Below are 9,435 nucleotides of genomic sequence, written 5' to 3'. Positions count from 1 at the left end.
AACCAAACACTGTAATTTTGTGCGTTCTCTTCAATATCTTGATAAAGAGAATCGAGAGAGATCCAGCGATAATTCATCACTTCATCTGGATTAATCAGTGGTAATTCATCACTAAACCCAAGAAATAGATGATCAAATTCATGTTCTATCAGATCATCTGTCACTTTCTCGTTATACAGAATAGTTCCAATAGATTGCATATCACATTTCATGCCTAATTCTTCATCTAAACGACGATGAATAGCATTTGAAACTAATTCGTTTGGAAGCGGATGACTACAGCAAGTGTTTGCCCATAAACCACCTGAGTGATATTTAGATATTGCACGTTGTTGAATAAGTAATTGCTGCTTTGAATTAAAAATAAATATTGAAAAGGCTCTATGTAAGGCGCCTACAATATGAGCTTCAAGCTTTGGCATCGTTCCCAGCTCATTATCATTTTTATCTACGAGAATAACAGCGTCTTCCACAAGAAATCACCTTAATAAAATAATATGTTGTTATAGCGTGAATATAACATGTCTGTATATCAAATAACGATTTACTGTGTTGTCCTTTTTATGGCATCACGTTTGTAATGCCTAGAATAAAAGGAAAAAAGATCTAAGCAGTATAATATTGAACACCAATCTTAATAAGTTCTCGACCTTGCGATTTACGATATTTATTTGTATCTCTTAACGAATAAATACATCCACAATATTCTTGTTGGTAGAACTGTTCTCTCTTACTTATTTCTATCATTCTGGCTGAGCCACCTTTTTTACGCCAATTATAATCCCAATAAACCATATTTGGATAAGGTGCTACTGCTCTTTCCCCACAACTATTTATCTGTTTCATATCTTTCCACCGAGAGATCCCAAGTGAACTTGAAATAACAGAAAAACCATTTTCAGCGGCATAAAGAGCTGTTCTTTCAAAACGCATATCAAAACACATTGTGCATCGGATACCACGTTCAGGTTCTTTTTCCATTCCTTTAGCTCTTTCAAACCAATTGTCAGTATCATAATCGGCATCGATAAAAGGAATATTATGTTTCTTAGCAAAACGGATATTTTCCTCTTTACGAATTAAATACTCTTTTTGAGGATGAATATTGGGGTTGTAAAAAAAGATTGTATATTCAATGCCTGAAGCTTGTAATGCTTCCATGACTTCACCAGAACAAGGGGCACAACAAGAGTGTAATAAGAGTTTATTGGCATTTGCAGGTAATGTCAGTTTTTCTCGTATAAGTGTCATTGATGATCCTAAACTGCGTTATTTTAGTTATAAAACAATACTTATATTATAGATATAAATACGTAATTAATCTGCTATTTCGAAATTATTTAAAAATAACCATTTGTTTTATATGACTTTAAATAAGGAAAGATCAATATATAAGGTAATATCTATCAGAGAGTTTACTAGATTCATATTCTGATGAGAGGTAAGATGAAATACTAATTCTGCTATTGTTTATAGCAAAATCTAAAATAAAGGAATTTAGTTATGTCGTCTATATTACCTCGTTCTGTAACCTCCCCAAAAAAATTCTTTATTGGTAGCCAACTTCTTGCTTCTGTTGGTAAATACGTTAAAGATTTTGGTGATAATGCTTTTATTATTAGTGATGAATTTTTCTTAGAAAAAGTAACTAAAGAAGCACTTCCTTCTCTAAAAGAAAGTAAAATTGAAGCGATTGTTGAAAAATTTAATTACGAATGTACTGAAGCTGAAGTTAATCGCCTTGGCCAAATTGCGGTTAAGAATAAAGCTAATGTTATTATTGGTATTGGGGGCGGAAAGACATTAGACGTGTCTAAAGCGGTTGCTTACTATCAACATATTCCTGTTATTTTATTCCCTACAATAGCCTCTACTGACGCACCTTGTACTGCACTTTCTGTGTTATACAAAGAAAATGGTGAATTTGATAAATATTTATTTTTACCACAAAACCCGGATGTTGTTATTGCAGACACGGCGATTATTGCCTCTGCTCCACAACGTTTTTTCTCAGCGGGTGTTGGTGATGCTCTAGCAACTTACTTTGAAGCACGTGCTTGCTATCAAGCAGACGGTTTAAACTTAGTCAATCAACGCCCATCACGTACAGGTCTTGGTTTAGCACAATTATGTTTTGAAATGTTAAGTGAAAACATTGATAAAGCAATGGATGCTATCCGTCATAAAATTACTACACCTGCATTAGAACAAACTATTGAAGCAACAATTTATCTTAGTGGTGTTGGTGCCGAAGCTGGCGGGTTAGCTGCTGCTCATGCGGTCAACAATGGTATGTCTGCAGTTGAGTCTTTACATCGCGTTCAACATGGTGAAAAAGTTGTCTTTGGTTTACTAACACAATTAGTATTAGAAAATGCACCACAAGAAGAAATTGATGAAGTGATCCGTATTATTAAAGCGGCAGAATTACCACTGACACTTGAAGATATGGGTATGAAAGAATTCATTGAAAGCGAATGGCGTACCGTGGCGAAAATTGCCTGTGCTGAAGGTGATACCATGGGTAATATGCCAATGAAAGTCACGGAAGACGATGTTTATAATGCAATGATCGCTGCTAACGCATTGGCTCATCGCTATAAATAATTCTTAGCTTGGTAAATGATTATCTTAAAACCCCAAATTGATTTTGGGGTTTTTCTTTAATCTAAGGTTGGATTCATATGAGCAAGATCGAACGGTGTTATCTGATAAACATAGTAATTCAACCAGTTTGCAAACAATAAATGGCCATGACTACGCCAAGAAGCAATAGGTTTTTTACTTGGATCATTATTAGGAAAATAATTTTCTGGTAATTGAGGATCTAGCCCTGCTTTAACATCGCGATGATATTCATCTGCTAGTGTATTGGGATCGTATTCTGGATGCCCAGTTGCAAAGACGACTCTTTTATCTTTTGATGCAAACAAATAAGCGCCTGCTTCTTCTGAAGTCGCAAGGATCTCTAAATCAGTATTATGTTGAATAAAATCGATAGGAAACCCAGCATAACGAGAATGAGGTGCAAAAAAAGTCTCGTCAAATCCGCGAGTTAATAATGAAAGAGGCGAGCAAGTGCTATGACGATATACTCCTGAAATTTTTTGTTCTAGCGTATATTTTGGTAATCCATATAAAATATTTAACCCAGCTTGAGCTGCCCAGCAAATAAAAAGCGTTGAAGTGACATGCTCTTTAGCCCATGTAATAATTTCCTTTATTTCACCCCAATAAGCCACATCTTCAAATTCGACTAATCCTAATGGTGCCCCTGTAACAATAAGACCATCAAAGTTTTGTTCTTTAATTTGGTCAAAATCGCAATAGAAAGTATCGAGATGCTCTACAGGCGTATTTTTAGGGATACGAGAATCAATACGTAATAATTGAATATCAATTTGCAGAGGGCTATTAGAAAGCAACCGCAGAAATTGGTTTTCTGTTTCTATTTTCTTTGGCATTAAATTAAGGATAAGCACTTTTAAAGGGCGAATATCTTGAATACTTGCTCTACTGGATGTCATGACGAAGACATTCTCTTTTTGTAAACAACTGACTGCGGGTAGCTCATCGGGTACTCTAATTGGCATTTCAATAACCTCTAAAAAACATCTAGACATCTAGAAGCCTAAATTTAGCTAATAACTTTTTGAATGTCGAGGTCTTCATGTTGTGTATGAAGAATATTCATATAAGAAAAAGCTATATAGGTAAAATCATCAAGTATGGACATTCTTTTTTTCCTTTCGTTAGCGATCTCTTCTAGATCCCTCGAGTTATTTTTGAAACTTTCATTTTTGTACAATAAAAAAACATTATTGTAATCACATTGTTAAAAAATATTTAAATAAAAATGGAATTCATTTTTGATTTTTGTGAAAACTGCATTAATCTTAATCAGGTGTGTAAACGATTTTAGGGGAATGCAGAATGTCACAATCGTTAATAACAGAAGAATTAAATTTTACGCAATCTTTTGGTGAACAGGAAAAAGAGATAATAAATCAATATGTTAAATCATTTTTAACTGATTTGGTAAGTCACTTTTCAGATAGACGCCATACTTTATTAGCTGAAAGGGATAGCTGGAAACACAGAGTTGATAATGGCGAGCTTCCTGATTTTATTTCGGAATCAGATTCCATTATAAAATCGGAATGGAAAGTCAATCCAATACCTAAAGATCTTCAAGACCGTCGTGTTGAAATAACAGGACCTGTTGATCGCAAAATGGTTATCAATGCATTAAATGCCAATGTAAAAGTCTTTATGGCGGACTTTGAAGATTCCTTGGCTCCTACATGGGACAAAGTGATTGATGGGCAAATCAATTTACGCGATGCCGTTAAAGGTACTATTTCTTATACCAATGAGCAGGGTAAATGCTATCAACTTAAAGCGTCACCGGCAGTATTGATTGCCAGAGTTAGAGGATTACATCTTCCTGAAAAACATGTGTTATGGCAGGGGAAACCTATTTCTGGGGGGTTATTTGATTTTGCATTGTATTTTTATCATAACCACAAAGCGCTGTTAGAAAAAGGAAGTGGGCCATATTTCTACATTCCTAAATTGCAAACATGGCAAGAGGCGAAATGGTGGAGTGATGTTTTTCATTTCACTGAAAAGCGCTTTGGTTTAGCAACAGGAACTATTAAAGCCACGGTATTAATTGAAACCTTACCCGCTGTTTTCCAAATGGAAGAAATTCTTTTCCACATGAAAGAGCATATTGTTGGGCTTAACTGTGGCCGTTGGGATTATATTTTTAGCTATATCAAGACATTAAAAAATTATCCTGATCGTGTATTACCAGATAGACAAGGGATCACGATGACTCAGCCTTTCTTGAGTGCTTATTCTCGTCTGCTTGTTCAAACTTGCCATAAGCGTGGCGCTTTTGCGATGGGTGGAATGTCAGCATTTATTCCAAGTCGAGATCCGGAACAAAACGGCGTCATTTTGAAAAAAGTATTCGATGATAAAGAGCTTGAAGCAACAAATGGCCACGATGGTACTTGGATTGCCCATCCTGGGCTTGCTGAAACCGTATTAGCTGCTTTTGATGCGGTATTGGGATCTCGTTCAAATCAACTCGATGTACAACGTAATGAAAAAATAACGGCAGAAATGTTATTAGCACCTTGTACGGGCGAAAGAACTGAAGAAGGCATGAGAGCTAATATCCGTGTTGCTGTGCAATATATCGAAGCGTGGATTTCTGGTAATGGTTGCGTACCTATCTATGGATTAATGGAAGATGCGGCAACGGCAGAAATATCACGTACTTCTATTTGGCAATGGATACGCCACCAAAAAACGCTGTCTGATGGACAAATTGTGACTAAAGTTCTCTTTCGTAAAATGTTGAAAGAGGAGCTTGAGGTGATACGCCAAGAAGTCGGTGATACTCGTTTTGAAGAAGGGCGTTTTAAAGAAGCCGCTTCTTTGATGGATAACATTACAACCCAAGATGAATTAGTCGATTTTCTGACTTTACCGGGTTATCAACTTTTAAATTAAAAAAGATACGTCAAAACGTATTTATAAACTGCAAACATCATCACTACCGTATTTATAGGAGCTGTTTTTATGACTATTAGTAGATCAGAGCAAATCGCCCAATTAGAGAAAGAGTGGGAACAACCTCGCTGGAAAGGGATTACTCGTCCTTATAGCGCTGAAGATGTTATTAAATTAAGAGGTTCGGTTAACCCAGAACATACCTTAGCACGACGCGGCGCTCAAAGGCTTTGGTCATCATTAAATGGAAAATCGAAAAAAGGTTATGTGAATGCATTAGGGGCTTTAACCGGTGGGCAAGCTTTGCAACAGGCAAAAGCCGGGTTAGAAGCGGTTTATCTTTCAGGCTGGCAAGTCGCTGCTGATGCTAACACTGCGGCAAGCATGTATCCTGATCAGTCTTTATATCCGGTTGATTCGGTACCTAATGTTGTTCAACGTATTAATAATACCTTTAGACGAGCAGATCAAATTCAGTGGTCTAACGGTATTGGTCCTCAACATAAAGACTATATTGATTTTTTCCTTCCTATTGTGGCTGATGCGGAAGCTGGTTTTGGTGGCGTATTAAATGCCTTTGAATTAATGAAGGCTATGATTGAAGCTGGGGCTGCGGGGGTTCACTTTGAAGATCAGTTAGCAGCAGTGAAAAAATGCGGTCATATGGGTGGGAAAGTGCTTGTTCCAACTCAAGAAGCTGTACAAAAACTGGTTGCGGCACGTTTAGCCGCTGATGTATCTGATGTACCAACTTTGTTAGTTGCAAGAACAGATGCCGATGCCGCGGATCTCTTAACTTCAGATTGCGATCCTTATGATAGTTCGTTCTTAACAGGAGAACGTACACCTGAAGGTTTCTTCTGTACCCATGCGGGTATTGATCAAGCCATTAGCCGTGGCCTTGCTTATGCGCCTTATGCCGATTTGGTGTGGTGTGAAACATCTCTCCCTGATCTGAAAATGGCGGCTAAGTTTGCTGAAGCTATTCACGATAAATATCCAGGGAAAATGTTGGCTTATAACTGTTCTCCTTCCTTTAACTGGAAAAAGAATCTTGATGATCGCACGATTGCGCATTTCCAAGATGAGCTTTCTGCAATGGGATATAAATTCCAGTTTATTACTTTAGCGGGTATTCATAGCATGTGGTTCAACATGTTTGATTTGGCACATGACTACGCTAAAGGCGAAGGTATGAAGCATTACGTTGAAAAAGTACAAGAAAAAGAATTTGCTGCACTTAATCAGGGCTATACCTTCTCATCACATCAACAAGAAGTGGGAACAGGATATTTTGATAAAGTCACGACGATTATTCAAGGTGGTATGTCTTCTGTAACGGCACTAACAGGCTCAACAGAAGAGCAGCAATTCTAAAGTTTAAAAATATTATTATCTATTTTTGTGGTGATAATTCAGGAGCAGGATGCTCCTCTTTTTCGTGAGGTTGTGAATGACGCCAGAAGATTTGATTGCTCAAACAATTTTACAGGGTTTTGATGCTCAATATGGTCGTTTTCTTGAGATAACGTCAGGAGCTCAATATCGTTTTGAACAAGCAGATTGGCATAGTACTCAACTGGCGATGAAAGAGCGCATCCGTTTATATGATAATCATGTTGGATTAGTGGTTGAACAACTTAGATGTATTCGTCACGACATTGATAAAGAAAGCCTTTTTTTACAAAAAGTAAAAGAAAAATATACATTATTACTCCCCAATTACCCTCGATTTGAGATTGCAGAAAGCTTTTTTAATTCTGTCTATTGTCGTCTGTTTCACCATCGTGAATTGAATAAAAAAAATCTTTTTGTTTTTTCATCACAACCTGCTTATCGCTTTACACAAGCACCTCGACCATTATCAAAGCAGTTTGTTATTCAAAGTGATTTACCGACATTATTGCAAGATATCTTATCGCGCTTACCTTTACGGTTGCCATGGCAAAATAAGCAACGAGATATTAACTCAATCTGTAATGTGCTAAACGCCCAGTTTTCTGCTTTGCAGTTACGTAATGCGGAATTTCATATTGCAAATGAACTCTTTTATCGCAATAAAGCTGCTTGGCTAATAGGTAAAATTGTTATTGATAATCAATATATTCCGTTTCTATTACCTATTCATAATATTGAACAACAATTATTGATTGATACTTGTTTGATAACCGCAGATGAGGCCAGCATTGTCTTTGGTTTTGCCCGTTCTTATTTTATGGTTTATGCGCCATTTCCTGCGGCATTAGTTGCATGGTTAAGAGATATATTACCGGGGAAATCTATCGCTGAGCTTTATATGTCTATTGGCTGTCAAAAGCACGGTAAAACAGAATACTACCGCGAATACCTTGCTTTTATGAATTTTTCATCGGAGCAATTTATCGAAGCACCTGGAGTAAAAGGTATGGTGATGTTGGTATTTACATTACCGACGTATGATCGCGTTTTTAAAGTGATCAAAGATAAATTTGCGCCACAAAAAACGATCACCTCTGAGCGCGTAAAAGAGTGCTATCAATTAGTTAAAGAGCACGATCGTGTTGGACGAATGGCAGATACTCAAGAATTTGAGAATTTTGTGGTCGATAAAAAAAGAATTAGCCCTGAGCTAATGGCTGTCTTTGAACAGGAGATCCCAAATAAATTGGAAGATCTAGGCGATAAACTACTGATCCGCCATCTTTATATGGAACGCAGAATGACACCTCTTAATATCTATATGGCGCAATGTAATGATAATCAACTCAAGGCTGTCGTCGAAGACTACGGACAAGCATTAAAAGAGCTCATCGCTGCAAACATTTTTCCGGGTGACATGTTATTTAAAAACTTTGGAGTGACTCGCCATCATCGTGTTATTTTTTATGATTATGATGAAATTAGTTATATGACAGATATGAATTTTCGGGCGATCCCTCCGGCCCGCTATCCTGAAGACGAATTAGCCAGTGAGCCTTGGTATAGCATTGCGCTTAATGATGTTTTTCCCGAAGAATTTCGTTATTTCTTATGCAGCGATAAGCAAGTTTGTCATTATTTTGAGGCTCAACATCATGATCTTTTATCACCAGAATATTGGCAACAACAACAGCAAAGAATTAAAGAAGGGTATATTGAAGATGTTTACGCTTATTCTCAAACTAAGCGATTTGCTTATCGTGATCCGTCAGGATAAAAAGGTTAAAACAAAGATAGGCATAAAGGGGATACCTATCTTTATTGGGCTAACTATATTTTATTGCAAAAATTAGCACTGAGCACCAGCAACAGCTTCTCTAGCTAATTCAGTAATACGCTGAAAATCACCAGCTTTAACCGCATCATTAGGGACTAACCAAGAGCCACCAATACAAAGTACGCTTTCTAGCGCTAGGTAATTACGGTAATTATCTGGTGATATGCCTCCGGTTGGACAGAAGCGAACTTTCGAGAATGGTCCTGCAATCGCTTTTAATGCCTTAACACCCCCGTTGGCTTCAGCAGGGAAAAACTTAAATTCATTTAAGCCATAACTCATACCGAGCATTAGCTCAGAAACTGTTGAAATACCCGGAATTAAAGGGATCGTTCCAGCTACTGCTACTTTGAGTAGCGCTTCTGTTAACCCTGGGCTAATAGCAAATTGAGCGCCTGCTTCAGTAACTTGTGCTAACTGTTGCGGATTAATCACGGTCCCTGCACCTACAATGGCTTCTGGGACTTCTTTCGCAATACGGCGAATAGCTTCAATAGCGCAATCAGTACGTAATGTGACTTCTAAAACTTTTACGCCACCTGCAACTAATGCTTTGGCAACAGGTACAGCTTCATCAATATGATTAATAACAATAACAGGAACAACTGGCCCTGATTTTAGTACAGACTCTGCACTTATATTCCAATGATTCATCATTTGTATTTCCTAATTAG

At 37.3% G+C, this 9,435-nt stretch carries 8 protein-coding genes; 4 read left to right on the top strand and 4 right to left on the bottom strand.

The genetic code is table 11. From position 1 onward, the window contains the following. Together idi and ABN080_RS14325 are read right to left on the bottom strand one after the other, a co-directional pair. On the bottom strand, positions 1 to 473 hold a 473-nt coding region (idi, locus tag ABN080_RS14330; protein ID WP_349441346.1), incomplete at its 3' end, for an isopentenyl-diphosphate Delta-isomerase. A gap of 133 nt (positions 474 to 606) precedes the next feature. Beyond that, positions 607 to 1,251 carry an epoxyqueuosine reductase QueH gene (locus tag ABN080_RS14325; protein WP_197269811.1) on the bottom strand — a complete coding sequence of 215 codons (645 nt, stop codon included), beginning with the start codon at positions 1,249 to 1,251 and terminating at the stop codon, positions 607 to 609. A 252-nt stretch (positions 1,252 to 1,503) separates the two neighbouring features. Between ABN080_RS14325 and ABN080_RS14320 the strand changes: the two genes are divergently transcribed. Next, positions 1,504 to 2,607 carry a glycerol dehydrogenase gene (locus tag ABN080_RS14320; protein ID WP_196554579.1) on the top strand — a complete coding sequence of 368 codons (1,104 nt, stop codon included), beginning with the start codon at positions 1,504 to 1,506 and terminating at the stop codon, positions 2,605 to 2,607. A 56-nt stretch (positions 2,608 to 2,663) separates the two neighbouring features. On the opposite strand, the gene metA is transcribed toward ABN080_RS14320, so the two are convergent. Next, the gene (metA, locus tag ABN080_RS14315; RefSeq protein WP_072070953.1) at positions 2,664 to 3,593 is read right to left on the bottom strand and encodes a homoserine O-acetyltransferase MetA; all 930 of its coding nucleotides are present in this window, start codon (positions 3,591 to 3,593) and stop codon (positions 2,664 to 2,666) included. A 340-nt stretch (positions 3,594 to 3,933) separates the two neighbouring features. Here metA and aceB point away from each other — a divergent pair, with 340 nt between their 5' ends. The 3 genes from aceB to aceK all read left to right on the top strand — a co-directional run bounded on the left by aceB (position 3,934) and on the right by aceK (position 8,701). Then, positions 3,934 to 5,526: a malate synthase A gene (gene aceB, locus ABN080_RS14310; RefSeq protein ID WP_349441345.1), complete on the top strand. Its 1,593-nt coding sequence runs from the start codon at positions 3,934 to 3,936 to the stop codon at positions 5,524 to 5,526. Between the two features lie 69 nt (positions 5,527 to 5,595). Continuing rightward, positions 5,596 to 6,903 (top strand): isocitrate lyase, encoded by a 1,308-nt coding sequence (gene aceA, locus ABN080_RS14305; protein ID WP_072065199.1) that lies wholly within the window; start codon positions 5,596 to 5,598, stop codon positions 6,901 to 6,903. Between the two features lie 76 nt (positions 6,904 to 6,979). Continuing rightward, entirely contained in the window at positions 6,980 to 8,701 is a 1,722-nt protein-coding gene (gene aceK / locus ABN080_RS14300; RefSeq protein ID WP_349441344.1) for a bifunctional isocitrate dehydrogenase kinase/phosphatase, read from the top strand. A 72-nt stretch (positions 8,702 to 8,773) separates the two neighbouring features. On the opposite strand, the gene ABN080_RS14295 is transcribed toward aceK, so the two are convergent. Next, positions 8,774 to 9,415: a bifunctional 4-hydroxy-2-oxoglutarate aldolase/2-dehydro-3-deoxy-phosphogluconate aldolase gene (locus ABN080_RS14295; protein WP_349441350.1), complete on the bottom strand. Its 642-nt coding sequence runs from the start codon at positions 9,413 to 9,415 to the stop codon at positions 8,774 to 8,776. Positions 9,416 to 9,435: the final 20 nt, after the last annotated feature.

Source organism: Proteus sp. fly-1089 (assembly GCF_040138965.1).
Taxonomy (GTDB): domain Bacteria; phylum Pseudomonadota; class Gammaproteobacteria; order Enterobacterales; family Enterobacteriaceae; genus Proteus; species Proteus vulgaris_B.
Note: the sequence above shows the minus strand (reverse complement) of the source record. Positions and strands in the feature narration are given on the sequence as shown.

What these genes read in the sequence shown, in the direction of transcription:
- ABN080_RS14320 (WP_196554579.1), top strand. Translation starts at nt 1,504, where the DNA reads ATGTCGTCTATATTACCTCGTTCTGTAACCTCCCCAAAAAAATTCTTT.
- aceK (WP_349441344.1), top strand. Translation starts at nt 6,980, where the DNA reads ATGACGCCAGAAGATTTGATTGCTCAAACAATTTTACAGGGTTTTGAT.
- metA (WP_072070953.1), bottom strand. Translation starts at nt 3,593, where the DNA reads ATGCCAATTAGAGTACCCGATGAGCTACCCGCAGTCAGTTGTTTACAA.
- ABN080_RS14295 (WP_349441350.1), bottom strand. Translation starts at nt 9,415, where the DNA reads ATGAATCATTGGAATATAAGTGCAGAGTCTGTACTAAAATCAGGGCCA.
- aceA (WP_072065199.1), top strand. Translation starts at nt 5,596, where the DNA reads ATGACTATTAGTAGATCAGAGCAAATCGCCCAATTAGAGAAAGAGTGG.
- ABN080_RS14325 (WP_197269811.1), bottom strand. Translation starts at nt 1,251, where the DNA reads ATGACACTTATACGAGAAAAACTGACATTACCTGCAAATGCCAATAAA.
- aceB (WP_349441345.1), top strand. Translation starts at nt 3,934, where the DNA reads ATGTCACAATCGTTAATAACAGAAGAATTAAATTTTACGCAATCTTTT.